The following is a 15,379-nucleotide window of genomic DNA, read 5'->3' on the forward strand; positions in this document are numbered from 1 at the left end:
GCTGGCTGCGTCGGCTCGCCTTTAAGTCCGCTTTGAAGCGTCTCGTGTGGCGCGACGATGCGTCCGAGTGCGCCGCTACGCCCTTTGGCTCTCGACACAGCATGCGGCAGCGATGAAACTCGGCGAATGCAGTGTCCACAGTGTCGCCATCCCAGTGCGCCAGGGGCCAAATTCTGCGAGGAATGCGGCATCGCCCTGCCACACCAGTGCGCGAACTGCGGCCACGAGCTCGGGGCACTGGCGAAGTTTTGCAGCCAATGCGGCACGCCGAGCCGGGTCGTCCCGCCCGCACCCTGCCCGGCAGAGCCGCCGGACCCGCTCGCGCGCGACGCCCCGGCGGCGCCTGACACGACGAGCGCGGATCGACGTCAGGCCGCCGTGTTGTTCGCCGACATCACCGGCTACACCGCGCTGTGCGCAAGCAGCGACCCGGAGCAGACCCAGGAGATGCTCGGACGTTTCTTCGATGCCATGGACAGGGTTGTCGAATCCCACGGCGGCCGCGTTCTCGATCGGGCCGGTGACGCCGTCATGGCGGTCTTCGGCGCGCCGGTGGCACACGGAAACGATGCGCAGCGAGCGCTGCATGCTGCGCTCGCAATGCACAGCGCGGCAGCCGGCGTTCCAGACTGTCACGGCGCTCCGCTGCGGCTGCACATCGGCATCGCCAAGGGCGAGGTGGTGGCCGCGGTGATCAGCGGCGGCGGCAAGGCCAAGTACTCGGTCACCGGCGACGCGGTCAATCTGGCCGCGAGGCTCGATTCGCTGGCCCAGGCGGGCGAGACGCTGATTTCCGACGCGCTGTACCGCGAAGTCGCCGCTGGCGTCGAAGTGCAGGCGGCAGGCCACCACCTGGTCAAGGGCTTCGTCTCGCCGATGGAACTCTGGCGTGTGCTCGGCCTGCGACAAGTCGGGGGCGAACGCATGCCCTTCGTCGGCCGACAAGCCGAACTCGGGCAACTGGTCAGTGCGCTCGATGCCGTGCGCGAGACCGGCGCCGGTGCAACCGTGCTGGTGCGCGGAGAGGCGGGCATCGGCAAGTCCCGGTTGGTGGAGGAGTTCCAGGCGCGCGCCCGCGGCCAGGGGTTCGACACGCCCTCAGGCCAGATTCTGGACTTCGGCGTCGGCAAAGGACAGGACGCCATCTCGACCCTGCTGAAGACGCTGTTGCAGGTGAACGCGGGCGACGACGAAGCCCAACGCGGCGCGGCGCTGCAGGCCGCCGTCGCGCGCGGCCTGGTGACCGACGACGAATTGCTGTTCGTCAACGAGTGGCTCGACCTGCCGCAGCCGAAGCAGCTGGAGGCGATTTTTGAGGCGATGGACAACGCCACCCGACTGCGACGCGCGAGCGAAGCGCTGAGTTCCGTGTTGCAGCGAGCCGCCGCGGCGCGTCCACAACTGGTGCTGATCGAGGACATCCATTGGGCCTCGCCGGAGTTGCTGCGGCAGGTGGCGGCGCTCACCCGTGCGGCCGCGCGGGCGCCGATGATCCTGCTGCTCACCTCGCGCATCGAGGGCGATCCGATCGACAAGGCCTGGCGGGCATCGATCCATGGCAGTGCCTTCGTGACCATCGATCTCGCACCCCTGAGGCCGCAGGAGGCGCGTTTGCTGGCTGGCGGGCTGGTCGAGGCGTCGAGCCGCTTTGCACTGATGTGTATCGAACGCGCGGAGGGCAACCCGCTGTTCCTCGAACAGCTGCTGCGAACCGCGCGCGCTGGTGAGACACCCGGGCTCGCGCCAGCCGTGCCGCCCACCATCCAGAGTCTGGTGCTGGAGCGCATGGACCGCCTCGCGGCGCCCGACCGCACCGCCTTGCAGGCCGCCGCGGTGATCGGCAAGCGCTTTTCGCTTCTCAACCTGCGCGCTGTCGCAAGCGAGCCGAATGCGAATTGCGACATGCTGGTGGCGGCCGACATCGTGAGGCCCGATGGGGCGGATTTTCTCTTTGCGCACGCCCTGATCCAGGAGGCCGTCTACGCGTCGACGCTCAAGAGCCGGCGGCGCGAATTGCATCAGGCCGCAGCGCGTTGGTTCGGCGACGACGATCCGGTGCTGCAGGCCGAGCATCTCGACCGCGCCGAAGACGCGGCGGCCGCGGCGGCCTACTTGCGTGCGGCGACCCAGGAGGCCGGGCGGTTGCGCTTCGAAAGCGCCCTGCGCCTGGCAGAGCGCGGCGGCACGCTGGCAGCCGACCCGGCGCGAGGCGATGCAGAGGTCGGCTGCGAACTCGCCTTGCTGTGCGGCGAGATGTTGCGCGAGATCGGACGGTCGACCGAATCGATAGTCGCATTTCAGCGTGCGCTTGAACTGGCCGGCGACGACTTGCTGCGCTGCCGTGCCTGGATGGGCATCGCCGCAGGATATCGCGTGACGGGCGAATTCGCGACAGCGATGCAAGCGCTCGGCGAGGCCCAGCCGCTCGCCGAACGGCTCGAACTGGCCATGGAGCGTTCGCGCATCCATCACACGCGGGGCAACCTCTATTTTTCTCAGGGCCGAATCGCCGAGTGCGACGCGCAGCATGTGCTTGCGCTGGAGGCTGCCGAGCAATGTGGCGACGCGGAGAGCCGAGCGCGGGCGCTCAGTGGCCTCGGTGACGCGCGCTACGCTCAAGGCCTCATGGCCAGTGCGCTCGACTACTTCAGACGCTGCGTCGCGCTGTGCGAGGAGCAGATCCGCATCGCCGGGCCCAACCGCTGCATGATTGGGCACTGTCTGTGGTACGCCAACCAGCTGGACACGGCCATCGCCGAGGCCCATTCGGTCTGCGAGGACGCGCAACGCTTCGGCGTCGTGCCCGTACGGGTCTTCGCACAGGCCACGCTGACCCAGGTGCTCACCGAGGCTGGCCGCTTCGAGGAGGCCAGCGCGTCAGGCGACAAGGCGCTTGTGCTCGCGCGGCTGGCCGGTTCACGGCGCTATGAGGCGACCATGCTGTACTTTTCCGCCGAGCACAAGCTGCGGCGGGGAGATCGCGAACGGGCCCGCAACGATCTGGAGCAGGCACTCGCGCTCGCGCGCCAGACCGGTCTCGGATTCATCGGCGCCGCGCTCGAGGGGCGGTTGGCGCGCGTGGCGGATTCGGCCGAAGAGCGGGCCGCGCACCTGGCCGAAGGCGAAGCCTTGCTGAAGGACACCGGGCTCGCCCACAACTATCTTTGGTTCTACCGCGACGCCATGGAGGCCAGCCTCGCAGCCCGCGACTGGTCGTGCGCGCTGCACCATGCAGCCTCGCTGGAGCGGATGTTCCATGTCGAAACCTTGCCCTGGGTCGAGCTGATGGTCGAACGGGCGCGCGCCATCGCCGCGGCGGCGGAGACGGCCGAGGACACCGCGGCCATGTCCCGGCTGCGCGAGGTTCGTGCGACGGCTGTTGCGGCAGGCAATGGCTGGGCTCTGGCGGGCATCGATCAAGCGCTGACATAGCTGCCGTTTTCGATGGTCGAATCCCGGTAGGCAATCCATCGATCACCGTTCGGCCCAGCGCCCGCCGCTCAATGGACGGGCATTCGATGGTGCCGAGCCTGATGGCGGCCGCGATGCTGGCCAGCCTGGTCTCGCGCATGATCAGCCGCCCGCTCTACGACACGCTGTCCGAGCACATGGTGGGCCGAGCCATCGGCACGTCCAGGGCGGCTCACTTGCCACCACCTGAGGCGGGGTCGGGACAAGTCACGGCGCGACACCGCGGATAGGGCCTGCAGGCAACGTTCGGCCGAGTCCGCGGCCTGGGGCGAGCACCGAAGTGACGTCTCCCCCTGCTTCGACCCGATGGCTTCGCCCCACCGCGCCACGCGGCCGTTCAGGCGCGTTTGCCCGCCCGACGGGACTCCTCGAGCAATTGCCGGATCACCTGTTCCGACTTCAGGTATTCGCCCTCGCCGAAATGATGGAAGCGGATGCGGCCGTCGGCATCCACGAGATAGAGGGCCGGCCAGTAGTTGTTGCGGAACGCCCGCCAGATCGCGAAGTTGTTGTCGATCGCCACCGGAAACTCGATGCCCAGGTCGGCCACGGCCTTCGTCACGTTGCCGATGTTCTTCTCGTAGGCGAATTCCGGTGCATGCACGCCGAGCACGACCAGGCCCTGGTCCTTGTACTTGCGATGCCATTCGCGCACGTACGGCAGCGCATGGCGGCAGTTGATGCAGCCGAAGGTCCAGAAGTCGACCAGCACCACCTTGCCGCGCAGCCCTTCGGCGGAGAGCGGTGGCGAGTTGAGCCAGTCGACGGCGCCGGTCAGCGGCGGCAGGCTGCCTTCGACCGGCAGCTCGAGAGGGACCGGCGCCGCAGCGCGCGCCTGGACCGGCACGAAGCCGGCGGCGGGCGGCGCCGGCGCTTTCAGGCGTTGCAGGAAGGTCTTCTCGATCGCCGCGCCGCCCGCCGGCGACAGCTGCGCCAGCCAGCCGGTGTCGAGCCCGAGCGCCACCGCGGCGACACCGGCCAGCACGGCGACGCCGAGCCCCCTGCGGAACCCTTCGCCGATGCCGGCCAGGCGCTTCGCCGCGCCGAGCACCCGGCCGCCGGCCAGCAGCACCAGGGCGAGCGCGCTGGCCGCCCCGGCGGCATAGGCGAGCAGGAGCAGCGAGGTCCGCACGCTCGGGCCCTCGATCGCCGCGCCGGTCAGGACCAGGCCGAGGATGGGTCCGGCGCACGGTGCCCAAATCAGGCCGGTGGCGCCGCCGAGAACGAAGGAGGTGAGCGCCGGGCTGCGCGTGGCCCCGGGGCCCGAGGCCGCCGCGCCGGCGAGGCGCGCGCCCAGCGCCGCCAGCGGCCGGCCGAGCCGCTCGGCCCAGCGCGGCGCGATCAGCGCCACCCCCATGATCCCCAGCACGCCGATCGCGGCGATGCGGCCGTAGTCGTTCGCCTGGACCGCCCAGTGGCCGGCGACGGCGCCGAGCGTCCCGACCGCGGCAAAGCTCAGTGCCATGCCGGCCAGCAGCGGCAGGCCGCTGCTGGCGAAGGGCCGGTCGACCCGGGCGAAGACGAAGGGCAGGACCGGAAGGATGCAGGGCGCGAAGAGGGTCAGCGCCCCGGCCAGGTACGACAGAAGGAAGAAAGGCATGGGGGACCTCGTCGGCAGTGGGGCGGCAGGGCTACTTCTTCATCTCGTCCTTCTTCATCGCGTCGCCCTTGCCCATCGCGTCCTTCTTCATGCCGTCGCCGGACATGCCGTCCTTGGCCATGGTGTCCTTCTTCATGCCGTCCTTGGCCATCGAATCCTTGGTCATGTCGTCCTTCTTCATGTCGTCGGCGGCGAAGGCCGAGAGCGAGCCGAGGGCCAGGCCGGTGGCCAGAAGGGTTGCGGAGAGCTTGTTCATTTCAGTGGTCCTTCAAGAGGTCGTTGGGGTCGTTTGCAAAGAAGAGGCTCGGTTCGGAATGAACACGGCCGCGCGCTCCAGCAGCGTCGAGTCGCACGGGGCGACTCAACTGCCGCCGAACCAGTTGTAGCCCTGGTCTTCCCAGTAGCCGCCCGGATAGGTGTTGGTGACGAAGATCGCCTGGATGTGCTTCGGGTTCTTGTAGCCGAGCTTGGTGGGCATCCGCAGCTTCATCGGGAAGCCGTACTTCGGCGGCAGCGGCTGGCCGTCGTAGCTCAGGGTCAGCAGCGTTTGCGGATGCAGCGCGGTCGGCATGTCGATGCTGGTGTAGTAGTCGTCGGCGCACTTGAATCCGACGTACTTCGCGCGGGTGTCGGCGCCGACCCGGCGCAGGAAGTCGGCGAAGCGGATGCCGCCCCACTTGCCGATCGCGCTCCAGCCCTCGACGCAGATGTGCCGCGTGACCTGGTCCTGCTGCGGCATCGCGCGCAGCTCGGCCAGCGTCCAGCGCCGCCGGTCGGCCACCAGGCCGGCCAGCTCGAGCGCGAAGCCGTCCTCCGCGACCGTGCGGACTTCGTCCTCGCCGTAGTAGGCGTTGAACGGAAACGGTCGCGTGATCATCGACTCGGGGTAGGTCGGCGCGAGACGTGTCGGGTCGAAGATCCAGCCCTGCACCTTGTCGTTGAAGCGCGAGACGGCGCCGAGCGCGGCCTCGACGCCGGCGTTGTCGCTGATGCTGCAGCCGGTCAGCAGCGACAGTCCGCCGAGCGTCAGCGAGCGCTGCAGGAAGGCGCGGCGTGCCGGCTGCTCGATGCGGCGGGCGATCAGCGTGCGCGCTTCGGCCAGGGCCGCTTCGGCGTCGACGGTGTGCAGGGCGGGGCGCTTGAGCAGCTTCATGATTCGAGTCCGGAACGGCCGCCGAGCATGGCGAGCAGGGTGCGCGGCACCAGCGCGACCATTGCCAGGTGCACGGCGACGAAGGCGACCAGCGCGGCCATGGCGACGAAGTGGATGCGGCGGGCGAATTCGTAGCCGCCCAGCAGCTCGCGCAGCAGGCCGAACTGCACCGACTTCCAGAGCACCAGCCCCGACAGCACCAGCAGCACGATGTCGCAGATGGCGAACAGGTACGCGAAGCGCTGCACGTTGTTGTAGTGGCGCGGATCGGCGTGCGCGAGCCGGCCGCGCAGCGCCGCCAGCGCGTCGTGCCAGATCCCCTGGATCGACAGCGGGAAGAACTTGCGCCGCAGCCGGCCGCTCGCGAGGTTCAGTGCCAGATAGGCCAGGCCGTTGGCGGCCAGCAGCCACATCGCCGCGAAGTGCCATTGCAGGGCGCCGCCGAGCCAGCCGCCGAGCGTCAGCGCGGCCGGGATCCGGAACGGAAAGAAGGGCGAGGCGTCGTAGATCCGCCAGCCGCTGGCGACCAGCACCCCCACCGCCAGGGCGTTCAGCCAGTGCGTGACGCGCAGCCACAGCGGATGGATCGGAGCGCTCCGGTGGGCTTCGGCGGACGGTGTGTCGCGGTTCATGGGGCGGATTGTTGGGCGCGCCCGATGGCCGAATCATCACGAAAAGTTCAATTAATCGTGACAACTTCGCCGCCCCGGAAGCGGGACAATCGACCGCCATGGATCCTGCCAAACGCGTGCTGCTGGTCGAGGACGATGCCCACATCGCGGAGCTGCTGCGCATGCACCTGCATGACGAGGGCTATGCGGTCACGCACGCCGCCGACGGCCATGCCGGGCTGCGCGAGCTCGAGCGCGGCAGCTGGGACGCGCTGGTGCTCGACCTGATGCTGCCGGGCGTCGACGGCCTCGAGATCTGCCGCCGCGCCCGCGCCATGACGCGCTATACGCCGATCATCATCACCAGCGCGCGCTCGAGCGAGGTGCACCGCATCCTCGGGCTGGAACTCGGTGCCGACGACTACCTGGCCAAGCCCTTCTCGGTGCTCGAGCTGGTGGCGCGGGTGCGCGCCCTGCTGCGGCGCACCGAGGCGATGGCCCGCAACGCCCGCATCGAATCCGGCCGGCTCGCGCTCGCCGGACTGGGCATCGATCCGATCGCCCGCGAGGTCGAGGTCGACGGCAAGCCGATCGAGCTGACGCCGCGCGAGTTCGACCTGCTGTATTTCTTTGCCCGCCATCCCGGGCGCGTGTTCTCGCGGCTCGACCTGCTCAACCAGGTGTGGGGCTACCAGCACGACGGCTACGAGCACACGGTCAACACGCACATCAACCGGCTGCGCATGAAGGTCGAGCCCGATCCGGCCGCGCCGCGGCGCATCCTGACGGTCTGGGGACGCGGCTACAAGCTGGCGGCGGGCGGCAGCGACGAGGCGAGCCCATGAAGCTGGGCGGCACGCTCTCGCAACGGCTGTCGGTGGTGTTCGCCGTTTTGCTGCTGGCCTGCTGCGGGGCCTCGGCGTGGCTGCAGATGCAAGCCAGCGGGCGCCACGAGCAGGAGGTCACGCAGCGGCTCTCGGCCGGCCTGGCGGCCCACATCGCGGCCAGCAACCCGATCCTCATGGAGAGCGGCGCGCTCGATCGCGCGGGGGTGCACGACCTGTTCGACAAGCTGATGGCGGTCAATCCCAGCGTCGAGGTCTACCTGCTGGCGCCCGATGGACGGATCGAGGCACAGGCGGCCCCGCCGGGCCACCTCAAGCTCGAGCGCGTCGACCTGGCGCCGGTCCACCGGCTGCTCGATGGCGCCGCGCTGCCGGTGCTGGGCGACGATCCGCGCGCAGAGGGCCGCCGCAAGGTCTTCAGCGCGGCGCCGCTCAAGATCGATGGGCGCGATGCCGGCTATGTGTACGTGGTGCTGTCGGGCGAGGAGCGCGAGGCGCTGGTGGCCAACGTGGCGGCCGGCAGCGTCCTGCGCACCACGCTGTGGTCGATCGCGCTGGTCGCGCTGCTGGGGCTGCTGGCGGGACTGGCGGCTTTTCACCTGATCACGCGGCCGCTGCGGCGGCTGACCGCCGCGGTCCGGCAGTTCGACAGCGAAGGTGCCGCCGCCCTGGAGGGCACGGCACCGCCGATCGGGGACGCGGGGCAGGGCGGCGGCGACGAGATCGCCACGCTGGGACAGGCCTTCTCGCAGATGACGCGGCGCATCGCCGAACAGTGGCGCGAGCTGCGGGCGCAGGACCAGCAGCGGCGCGAACTGTTCGCCAACATCTCGCACGACCTGCGCACGCCCCTGACTTCGCTGCACGGCTACCTCGAGACGCTGCTGGTGAAGTCCGATACGCTGGCGCCGGCCGAGCGGCGCCGCTACCTCGAGATCGCGCTCGGCCAGAGCCGCAAGGTCGGACGCCTGGCACAGGAGCTGTTCGAGCTGGCAAGGCTGGAGTACGGGGTCGTCAAGCCCGACAAGGAGCGCTTCGCGCTGGCCGACCTGGTGCAGGACGTGTTCCAGAAATTCGAGCTGGCGGCCGAGGCGCGGCGGCAGCGGCTGGTGGCCGACATTCCGCCGGGCCTGCCGGCGGTGACGGCCGACCTCGGCCTGATCGAGCGGGTGCTGACCAACCTGCTCGACAACGCGATTCGCCATACGCCCGAAGGGGGCGAGATCGCCGTGGTGCTGCGCCCGGAGGCGCAGGGGGTTGCCGTCGAGGTCAGCGACACCGGGCCGGGCATTCCCGGCGAGTTGCGCCAGAGCCTCTTCACGCGGCCGCTGTTCTCTTCCTCGACCGGTCGCAGCGGCGGCCTCGGGCTGGTCATCGTGCAGCGCATCCTGCAACTGCACGGCAGCGACATCCGGCTGCAGCAGCGGGCCGAGAAGGGCGCGGTGTTCTGCTTCGCGCTGCGCTGAAGCGAAGGGCGCGTCAGGCGCGGCGCTTGAACAGCGCCGAGGCGCCGCTGGCCTGAGCGACTTCGTCGGCGGTGGCCTGCAGCACCGGACCCAGGGCCAGCATCCGTTCCTCGGTCAGGCGCACCAGCGGGCCGGCGATGGTGATCACGCCGATCACCGCCCCGTTGCCGCCGCGCACCGGCGCCGCCATGGCGGTCATGGCCGGTGCGAACACCTCGTTGATCATGCTGAAGCCGCGCTTGCGCGCCGCCCGCAGAAAGGCCAGCAGCGCCTTGACCGTGGTCGGCGCCTTGGGGCCGTAGTCCTCTGGCTTGCCGAAGCCCTGACGGGCCACCAGTTCGAGCGCCTGCTCGTCGGTCATGGTCGACAGCCAGGCATGGCCGGCCGAGCTGCAGGAGAGGTTCACCGACAGCCCCATGTCGGGGTCGTAGCGCAGCCCGCGGGTCGCGCCCTGCGCCTTGGCGACGAAGGTCAGCGCGTCGCCGTCGACCACCGCCAGGCGCACCAGCTCGCCCGACTCGGCCGCCAGCCGGTCGAGCAGGGGCTGGGCGACATCGACGATGCCGCTGTTGCTCAGGAAGCTGAGGCCCAGCGACACCAGCTTGATCGTCAGCATGTAGTCGCCGTGGCTCTGGTCCTGGCGGACGTAGCCGCAGCGGATCAGTTCGGTCAGCAAGCGATGCGTCGCGCTCAGCGGCATCTGCAGGTCGGTGGCCAGCGTCGACAGCGGCCGGCCCTCGGGATGGGCCGCGAGCTGCTCCATCAGCTTGAGGCTGCGTTCCAGTATTGCGCTCATGTCAGCCGCGACTTTACTCCCGAATTTGCCAAGTGTTTTCCCTTGTGGAAAACATTTCCACTTGTCACTATGATCGCGCCGCATCGCACATCCCCCGCTGGAGACCGTCTTGAGATTCCTTCTTCGCTCGCTGGCCGGCGCCGGCCTCTCGCTCGCCCTGGCCCTGCCGGCCCTGGCCCAGGACGCGCCGGAGCGCGTCATCCGCTTCGGCCACCTGAACAATGCCGACCACCCGGTGAGCTTCGGCGTCAAGCGCTTCGCCGAACTGCTGGCCGCCAAGAGCGGCGGCAAGATGAAGGTACAGGAGTTCCCGGCCTCCCAGCTCGGCAACGAGATGCAGCAGCAGTCGGCCCTGCAGGGCGGCGTGCAGCAGATGTCGGCGCCGGCCACGACCTCGCTGGCCGGCATCGTCAAGGAGTTCGGCCTGCTCGACTTCCCGTTCGCGGTCAGCACCTTCGCGCAGGCCGATGCCCTGCTCGACGGCCCGCTGGGCCAGGCGCTGATCGCCAGGCTGCCCGAGAAGGGCCTGGTCGCGCTGGGCTACTGGGACCTGGGCTTTCGCAACGTCACCAACAGCAAGCGGCCGATCGCGAAGCCCGAGGACCTCGACGGCCTGAAGATCCGCGTGATCCCGAACCCGGTGTTCCTCGAGACCTTCAAGGCCTTCAAGGCCAACCCGGTGCCGATGCCCTTCGCGGAGCTCTACGGCGCGCTGGAGGCCAAGGCGGTGGACGGCCAGGAGAATCCGTTCTCGGTGATCCTGTCGAACAAGTTCTTCGAGGTGCAGAAGTACCTGAGCGCGACCCACCACGTCTATGCGGCGAACATCGTGCTGGTCAGCAGGAAGTTCTTCGATTCTCTGAGCCCGACCGAGCAGAAGTGGATGCGCGAGGCCGCCGACGAGGCGCGCGGCTACCAGCGGCAAGTGAGCCGCGCGGCGGCCCAGAAGTCGGTCGGCGAGCTGCAGGCCAAGGGCATGCAGTTCAACGAGGTGGCGCCGGCCGAACAGGCCCGCATGCGCCAGATCGCCAAGCCGGTGATCGACAGGTTCGCGGCCAGCTACGACCCGGCGATCGTCAAGCTCTACACCGACGAGCTCGCCCGCATCCGCAAGTCGGCACCATGAAGATCCTCGTCCTGCACGGCCCGAACCTGAACCTGTTCGGGCGCCGCGAACCCCACATCTACGGCAAGACCACGCTGGCCGAGATCGATGCCCGGCTCGAGAAGCTGGCCGGCGAACTCGGCGTCACGCTGGACATCGTCCAGTCGAACATCGAAGGCGAGCTGATCAATTTCCTGCACCGGAACATCGACCTGGCGCAGGGCGCGCTGGTGAACCCGGCCGGCCTGACCCAGCACGGCGTGCCGCTGCACGACGCGATCAAGGCCATGCCCTTCCCGGTGCTGGAGGTCCACATGTCGAACATCGCGGCGCGCGAGGCGTGGCGCGCCCACTCCATCATTTCGCCGGCGGTCAAGGGGACCATCCAGGGGCTTGGCCCCCAGTCCTATCTGGCAGCATTGCGGGCCCTGGTCGAAATGAACCGGGAAGCCGCGGCCTGAACGTCGGGACACAAGAGACAAACAACATGAATCGATGGATCGACCGCTGCTGCACCGGCATCGAGGCCCTCATCGCCTTCTTCCTCGCGGTGATGGTGGTGCTGGTGTTCGGCAACGTGGTGCTGCGCTACGGCTTCAACTCGGGCATCACGGTGTCGGAGGAGCTCTCGCGCTGGCTCTTCATCTGGATGACCTTCCTCGGCGCGGTGGTCGCACTCAAGGAGCATGGCCACCTGGGCGTCGACATGGTGGTGCAGAAGCTGCCGCCCGCGGGCAAGAAGTTCTGCCTCGCGGCCGGCCACGTCGTGATGCTGTACATCGTCTGGCTGCTGTTCGAGGGCAGCCTGGCCCAGACCCGGATCAACTGGGACGTCACGGCGCCGGTCACGGGGGCATCGATGGCGGTGGTCTATGGGGTGGGCATCGTGTTCGCGGTGCTCGCCGGCTTCATCCTGGTGCTCGACCTGTGGCGGCTGATGCGCGGCCAGATCGCCGACGAGGACCTGGTCATGGTGCAGGAATCCGAGGAGGCGGTGCAGTTGCAGCAGATCCTCGGTTCGGGTTCGGCCGACGCGCCCGGGAGCCACAAATGACGATCCTCGTTTTTGTCGGTTCGCTGCTGCTGGCCATGGCGATGGGCATTCCCATCGCGTTCTCGCTGCTGGCGAGCGGCGTGGCCCTGATGTGGCACCTCGACCTGTTCGATGCCCAGATCCTGGCCCAGAACGTGATCGGCGGGGCCGACAGCTTCCCGCTGCTGGCCGTGCCGTTCTTCATGCTGGCCGGCGAGATCATGAACGTCGGCGGCCTGTCCAAGCGCATCGTCGACTTCGCGCTCGCGCTGGTCGGGCACATCAAGGGCGGCCTGGGCTACGTCACCATCCTGGCCGGCTGCCTGTTGTCGGCGCTGTCCGGCTCGGCGGTGGCCGACGCGGCGGCGCTGACCGCACTGCTGCTGCCGATGATGGTCAAGGCCGGGCACGACAAGGCGCGCGCCGGCGGGCTGATCGCGGCCACCGGCGTGATCGGGCCGGTGATTCCGCCGAGCATCGGGCTGGTGATCTTCGGCGTTGCCGCCAACGTCTCGATCTCCAAGCTGTTCCTCGCGGCGATCGTGCCGGGCCTGCTGATCGGCGCGGCGCTCTGGCTGACCTGGGCCTGGCTGGTGCGCAAGGAGAAGATCGTGCCGCCGCCGCGCAAGAGCGGCATCGAGATCTTGACTGCGTTCCGCAAGGCCCTGTGGGCGCTGATGCTGCCGGCGATCATCCTGGTGGGCTTGCGCATGGGCGTCTTCACCCCCACGGAGGCGGCCGTGGTGGCCGCTGCCTACGCCTTGTTCGTGTCCACCGCCATCTACCGCGAGCTGACCTGGAAGGACCTCTACGGGGTCTTCGTCGGGGCGGCCAAGACCAGCGCCATCGTGATGTTCCTGATCGCCGCGGCGATGGTCAGCGCCTGGCTGATCACGGTGGCCGACCTGCCGTCCAAGGTGGTCGGGCTGCTGCAGCCCTTCATGGGCAACCAGATCATCCTGATGGTCGCGATCATGGTGCTGGTGATGATCGTCGGCACCGCGATGGACATGACGCCGACGATCCTGATCCTGACGCCGGTGCTGATGCCGATCGTCAAGGCCGCGGGGATCGACCCGGTGTACTTCGGCGTGCTGTTCATCATCAACAACTCGATCGGGCTGGTCACGCCGCCGGTGGGCACCGTGCTCAACGTGGTGGCGGGGGTCGGCAAGATCTCGATGGACGACGTCACGCGCGGCGTGGTGCCCTTCATGATCGCCGAGTTCGTGGTCATGTTCCTGATGGTCCTGTTCCCGTGGCTCGTGATCTGGCCCGCCAAGTTCTTCGGCGGCTGATCAAGAGACCTTGCGGGACAGACCAGGAAACGGCGCAGCAGTTTTTGCTCTGTCCTCAACTGACTGAAAAGGAGATTCTTCATGAAACACATCGCTCGCAACACCCTGGTCGCATTGGCGGCGGTGCTGGCCCTGGCCGGCGCCCAGGCGCAGGTCAAGGAGCGCACGCTCAAGTTCGCGTTCCAGAACCAGACCGGCCACCCGCAGGCGCAGGGGGCGCAGAAATTCGCCGACCTGGTGGCGCAGAAGTCCGGCAACAAGATCGCGGTCAAGCTGTTCCCGGGCGGCGCGCTCGGTGGCGACCTGCAGACGGTGTCGGCGCTGCAGGGCGGCACGGTCGAGGTCACGGTGCTCAACGCCGGCATCCTGACCGCGCAGGTCAAGGAGTTCGCGGTCTACGATTTCCCGTTCCTGTTCAACAACGGCCAGGAAGCCGACGCCGTGACCGACGGACCCTTCGGCCAGAAGCTGATGGCCAAGCTCGAAGAGAAGGGCCTGCACGGGCTCGGCTACTGGGACCTGGGCTTTCGCAACCTGACCAACAGCAAGCGCCCGATCGCCAAGGCCGATGACATCGCCGGGCTGAAGATCCGCGTGATCCAGTCGCCGATCTACATCGACCTCTTCAACACCCTGGGCGCCAACGCCACGCCGCTGCCCTTCCCCGAACTCTATTCGGCGCTCGACCAGAAGGCCGTCGACGGCCAGGAGAACCCGAACACGGTGATCCTGTCATCCAAGTTCTCCGAGGTGCAGAAGTACCTGACCCAGACCCGCCACATCTACAACCCGCAGGCGCTGATCATCAGCAAGAAGACCTGGGACGGCATGAGCGCGGACGAGAAGAAGATCATCGCCGACGCGGCCGCCGAGGCCACCGCCTTCCAGCGCCAGGCTTCGCGCGGCGCCGCCGACAGCGCACTCGATGCGCTCAAGCAGGCCGGGATGACCGTGACCGAGCTGCCGCCGGCCGAGATGGCCCGGTTGCGCGAGAAGGTCAAGCCGGTGATCGAGAAGTACTCGGCCTCGGTCGGCGAGCCCACGGTCAAGGAACTGATGGCGGAGATCGCCAAGGTGCGCAAGTAGAGGCGTCGCCATGCCTGCGCTGTCCGATGCTGCCGCCCAGGGCCTGCAGCGCTTCGTCGAGGCGCAGGCGCCGGTCTACGATGCCGTGTGCCGGGAACTGCGAGCGGGGCGCAAGGCCAGCCACTGGATGTGGTTCGTCTTTCCCCAATTGCGTGCGCTGGGGCGCAGCGCGACCGCGCAGTTCTTCGGCCTCGCGGACCGCGCCGAGGCGCAGGCCTTTGCCGCCCATCCGCTGCTCGGCCCGCGGCTGGTCGCGTGCAGCCGGCTGGTGCTGGCGGTCGAGGGCCGCAGCGCGCACCAGATCTTCGGCTCTCCCGACGACCTCAAGCTGCGCTCCTGCATGACGCTCTTCGAGGCTGCGGCGCCGTCCGAGCCGGTTTTCGCCCAGGTGCTGGAACGCTTCTATGCCGGCGACAGGGATCCCCTGACGCTGGCTGCACTTGCGCGCGAAGCGAATGGCGGATAAGCGCTAATTTTCCAGCTTGAATTGCTTCAGTCGGCCAGAACTCAGCGGTAGCCGGTGTCGCTGGCGTTGTGGATGATCCAGACCAGGTTGCCGCCCGAGATGTTGCCGAGGTTGCCGCCGGCGAAGATCAGGCGGCCCTGGCCCTTGTAGGCGAGTTCGATCCGGGTGCGGTCGCCGCCGAAGTAGAAGGGGATGAAGGCCTTGCCGGTCACGTAGGCGCCCGAATCGGTGGGCTGGCCCGCGATGTCGGTGACCTGCTTCAAGCTCATGCCGATCTGCAGCTGGGTGAACTTGGAGTTCGGTGCCGGGTTGCCGGTGATCTCGCCCTCGTAGTCGTTCATGCCCTTCACGGTGCGGCCGCTGCCGGCCTCGATCTTGCTCGAATCGGTCACGTTGCCCTGGGCATCCATGCCGGGCTTGGCGCCGGCACGGGAGGCGGGGGCTGCAGC

At 68.5% G+C, this 15,379-nt stretch carries 15 protein-coding genes and 1 pseudogene; 10 read left to right on the top strand and 6 right to left on the bottom strand.

From position 1 onward, the window contains the following. The first annotated feature begins 57 nt into the window (after positions 1-57). Both AC1DYD_RS15395 and AC1DYD_RS15400 read left to right on the top strand, forming a co-directional pair. Positions 58-3,432, top strand: a complete 3,375-nt coding sequence (locus AC1DYD_RS15395; RefSeq protein ID WP_478173615.1) for an adenylate/guanylate cyclase domain-containing protein — start codon at positions 58-60, stop codon at positions 3,430-3,432. A 71-nt stretch (positions 3,433-3,503) separates the two neighbouring features. Then, a pseudogene (locus tag AC1DYD_RS15400) lies at positions 3,504-3,701 on the top strand (chloride channel protein); the annotation flags it as partial. A 107-nt stretch (positions 3,702-3,808) separates the two neighbouring features. Here the strand turns inward: AC1DYD_RS15400 and AC1DYD_RS15405 are convergent. The 4 genes from AC1DYD_RS15405 to AC1DYD_RS15420 all read right to left on the bottom strand — a co-directional run bounded on the left by AC1DYD_RS15405 (position 3,809) and on the right by AC1DYD_RS15420 (position 6,856). Continuing rightward, a complete protein-coding gene (locus AC1DYD_RS15405) occupies positions 3,809-5,071 on the bottom strand; it encodes a cytochrome c biogenesis protein DipZ (protein WP_478173616.1) in 1,263 nt (420 codons plus the stop codon). A gap of 31 nt (positions 5,072-5,102) precedes the next feature. Beyond that, positions 5,103-5,327, bottom strand: coding sequence for a pentapeptide MXKDX repeat protein (locus tag AC1DYD_RS15410; protein WP_478173617.1), 225 nt, complete (start codon positions 5,325-5,327; stop codon positions 5,103-5,105). Positions 5,328-5,432: 105 nt separating this feature from the next. Next, positions 5,433-6,224, bottom strand: coding sequence for a molybdopterin-dependent oxidoreductase (locus AC1DYD_RS15415; RefSeq protein ID WP_478173618.1), 792 nt, complete (start codon positions 6,222-6,224; stop codon positions 5,433-5,435). Beyond that, the gene (locus tag AC1DYD_RS15420; protein ID WP_478173619.1) at positions 6,221-6,856 is read right to left on the bottom strand and encodes a cytochrome b/b6 domain-containing protein; all 636 of its coding nucleotides are present in this window, start codon (positions 6,854-6,856) and stop codon (positions 6,221-6,223) included. Before AC1DYD_RS15420 ends, AC1DYD_RS15415 begins: the two co-directional genes overlap by 4 nt. A gap of 98 nt (positions 6,857-6,954) precedes the next feature. On the opposite strand from AC1DYD_RS15420, the gene AC1DYD_RS15425 reads away from it, so the two are divergent. Together AC1DYD_RS15425 and AC1DYD_RS15430 are read left to right on the top strand one after the other, a co-directional pair. Further along, the gene (locus tag AC1DYD_RS15425; protein ID WP_478173620.1) at positions 6,955-7,680 is read left to right on the top strand and encodes a response regulator transcription factor; all 726 of its coding nucleotides are present in this window, start codon (positions 6,955-6,957) and stop codon (positions 7,678-7,680) included. Beyond that, positions 7,677-9,146, top strand: coding sequence for a sensor histidine kinase (locus AC1DYD_RS15430; RefSeq protein ID WP_478173621.1), 1,470 nt, complete (start codon positions 7,677-7,679; stop codon positions 9,144-9,146). The genes AC1DYD_RS15425 and AC1DYD_RS15430 overlap by 4 nt, the downstream gene beginning before the upstream one ends. A gap of 13 nt (positions 9,147-9,159) precedes the next feature. Here AC1DYD_RS15430 and AC1DYD_RS15435 read toward each other — a convergent pair whose 3' ends face one another. Next, a complete protein-coding gene (locus AC1DYD_RS15435) occupies positions 9,160-9,942 on the bottom strand; it encodes an IclR family transcriptional regulator (RefSeq protein ID WP_478173622.1) in 783 nt (260 codons plus the stop codon). 109 nt (positions 9,943-10,051) lie between these two features. Here AC1DYD_RS15435 and AC1DYD_RS15440 point away from each other — a divergent pair, with 109 nt between their 5' ends. The 6 genes from AC1DYD_RS15440 (at position 10,052) to AC1DYD_RS15465 (ending at position 14,930) form a co-directional block, all read left to right on the top strand. Then, positions 10,052-11,068: a TRAP transporter substrate-binding protein gene (locus tag AC1DYD_RS15440; protein WP_478173623.1), complete on the top strand. Its 1,017-nt coding sequence runs from the start codon at positions 10,052-10,054 to the stop codon at positions 11,066-11,068. Beyond that, entirely contained in the window at positions 11,065-11,508 is a 444-nt protein-coding gene (locus tag AC1DYD_RS15445) for a type II 3-dehydroquinate dehydratase (protein ID WP_478173624.1), read from the top strand. The genes AC1DYD_RS15440 and AC1DYD_RS15445 overlap by 4 nt, the downstream gene beginning before the upstream one ends. A gap of 26 nt (positions 11,509-11,534) precedes the next feature. After that, positions 11,535-12,101 carry a TRAP transporter small permease gene (locus tag AC1DYD_RS15450; protein ID WP_478173625.1) on the top strand — a complete coding sequence of 189 codons (567 nt, stop codon included), beginning with the start codon at positions 11,535-11,537 and terminating at the stop codon, positions 12,099-12,101. Continuing rightward, positions 12,098-13,378, top strand: a complete 1,281-nt coding sequence (locus AC1DYD_RS15455; protein WP_478173626.1) for a TRAP transporter large permease — start codon at positions 12,098-12,100, stop codon at positions 13,376-13,378. Before AC1DYD_RS15450 ends, AC1DYD_RS15455 begins: the two co-directional genes overlap by 4 nt. 81 nt (positions 13,379-13,459) lie before the next feature. Continuing rightward, positions 13,460-14,464: a TRAP transporter substrate-binding protein gene (locus tag AC1DYD_RS15460; protein ID WP_478173627.1), complete on the top strand. Its 1,005-nt coding sequence runs from the start codon at positions 13,460-13,462 to the stop codon at positions 14,462-14,464. Positions 14,465-14,474: 10 nt separating this feature from the next. Beyond that, complete coding sequence (locus AC1DYD_RS15465) at positions 14,475-14,930, top strand: DUF1810 domain-containing protein (RefSeq protein ID WP_478173628.1); 456 nt, start codon at positions 14,475-14,477, stop codon at positions 14,928-14,930. Between the two features lie 41 nt (positions 14,931-14,971). On the opposite strand, the gene AC1DYD_RS15470 is transcribed toward AC1DYD_RS15465, so the two are convergent. Then, positions 14,972-15,379 (bottom strand): hypothetical protein (locus tag AC1DYD_RS15470; protein WP_478173629.1); only part of this gene is annotated, 408 nt, incomplete at its 5' end.

It is taken from the genome of Variovorax sp. P4_B11 (genome assembly GCF_056402355.1).

Coding starts and splice junctions, on each gene's coding strand:
- AC1DYD_RS15465 (WP_478173628.1), top strand. CDS start 14,475: ATGCCTGCGCTGTCCGATGCTGCCGCCCAGGGCCTGCAGCGCTTCGTC.
- AC1DYD_RS15395 (WP_478173615.1), top strand. CDS start 58: ATGCGTCCGAGTGCGCCGCTACGCCCTTTGGCTCTCGACACAGCATGC.
- AC1DYD_RS15425 (WP_478173620.1), top strand. CDS start 6,955: ATGGATCCTGCCAAACGCGTGCTGCTGGTCGAGGACGATGCCCACATC.
- AC1DYD_RS15460 (WP_478173627.1), top strand. CDS start 13,460: ATGAAACACATCGCTCGCAACACCCTGGTCGCATTGGCGGCGGTGCTG.
- AC1DYD_RS15455 (WP_478173626.1), top strand. CDS start 12,098: ATGACGATCCTCGTTTTTGTCGGTTCGCTGCTGCTGGCCATGGCGATG.
- AC1DYD_RS15415 (WP_478173618.1), bottom strand. CDS start 6,224: ATGAAGCTGCTCAAGCGCCCCGCCCTGCACACCGTCGACGCCGAAGCG.
- AC1DYD_RS15420 (WP_478173619.1), bottom strand. CDS start 6,856: ATGAACCGCGACACACCGTCCGCCGAAGCCCACCGGAGCGCTCCGATC.
- AC1DYD_RS15430 (WP_478173621.1), top strand. CDS start 7,677: ATGAAGCTGGGCGGCACGCTCTCGCAACGGCTGTCGGTGGTGTTCGCC.
- AC1DYD_RS15405 (WP_478173616.1), bottom strand. CDS start 5,071: ATGCCTTTCTTCCTTCTGTCGTACCTGGCCGGGGCGCTGACCCTCTTC.
- AC1DYD_RS15435 (WP_478173622.1), bottom strand. CDS start 9,942: ATGAGCGCAATACTGGAACGCAGCCTCAAGCTGATGGAGCAGCTCGCG.
- AC1DYD_RS15410 (WP_478173617.1), bottom strand. CDS start 5,327: ATGAACAAGCTCTCCGCAACCCTTCTGGCCACCGGCCTGGCCCTCGGC.
- AC1DYD_RS15450 (WP_478173625.1), top strand. CDS start 11,535: ATGAATCGATGGATCGACCGCTGCTGCACCGGCATCGAGGCCCTCATC.
- AC1DYD_RS15445 (WP_478173624.1), top strand. CDS start 11,065: ATGAAGATCCTCGTCCTGCACGGCCCGAACCTGAACCTGTTCGGGCGC.